Origin of the sequence: Pontibacter toksunensis (assembly GCF_042686245.1) — a bacterium.
GTDB lineage: Bacteria > Bacteroidota > Bacteroidia > Cytophagales > Hymenobacteraceae > Pontibacter > Pontibacter toksunensis.
On record NZ_JBHUOX010000092.1, the window covers coordinates 1 to 1099 of the forward strand.

1 protein-coding gene is annotated in these 1099 nt (G+C 42.5%); it reads left to right on the forward strand.

All coding sequences use genetic code 11. The annotated features are described in order from the left end of the window. Nucleotides 1-414: 414 nt before the first annotated feature. Nucleotides 415-1099, forward strand: a 685-nt coding sequence (locus tag ACFS7Z_RS27250) for a chemotaxis protein CheB (RefSeq protein WP_377492651.1), incomplete at its 3' end; no start/stop codon positions are given.

Genomic DNA, 1099 nt, shown 5'->3' on the forward strand with positions numbered 1-1099 from the left:
TTCTTCTACGCCACCGGCAGAAGCTCCTATTGCAATGACATACTGGGGATCTGACGTGAACATAGTTTTCTTTAAAAAGAGTGAACCGGAAAATCAAGAAACATATCCTGAAGGGGAAGAATTGGCATTTAAATCATGAGTATTAATATTATACTCCTGTATCGCCTGTAGTTATACTTAAATATACTGGATATAACTGATAAAATAGATTCAGAATTTTATTTTACTCCATGTAAAGTAACAGTTGGTAACAGGCTTGAAATTGACACTTTTAAACCTGCTATTCAAAGACTTATAAAGAATGTAATTTTTGCTTACTTTAATGAAAAGCATAGAATAAGAGTATAGTTCATTTTTACCCGAATTGAAGCATTGGAATAAGTATTTTACCTCATCATAGTAAACTCTCTTCAAATGGATAAACCTAAATTCGTTATTGTCGTTGGCGCTTCGGCAGGGGGCCTGAATGCACTATCCGAATTTGTCGCACAATTGCAGCCCGATCTGGACGCCGCAATTTTTATCGTCATGCATTTATCCCACACCAGCATCGGTGATTTTTTAGTGCATAATTTAAAACAGCGTACCGCTTTACCTTGTGAAGTAGCTGTTGATGGCGCACCCATAAAAAAAGGTCATATCTATGTCGCATCGCCTAATCTTCACTTACTGGTAAAAAAAGAGACCATCGTTCTGGGGCATGGGCCGGAAGAAAACCGGTGGCGGCCATCCATAGACGTGTTGTTTCGTTCGGCGGCAGCGGCGTACAGTAACCGTGCCATTGGGGTAGTCTTGACCGGTTTGCTCGATGACGGCACTACCGGTATGCTGGCTATCAAAAGAAGTGGCGGCACGTGTATGGTGCAGGACCCTAACGAAGCCGAATACCCGGATATGCCCTTGTCGGTGCTGAATAATATGGAGGTGAATTACTGCATTTCCCTGGCCAGTATGGGAGAAGTGCTTTCAGCGATTACCCAAACCAGCCCCGAAGAAATTCCAGCGCCTCCGGATGTTATGATAGAATCGGAAATTGCGGAACGGGTAGTGGTGGATTATGACAACGTGAAACAATTGGGTGAGAAAAGTATTTACGCCT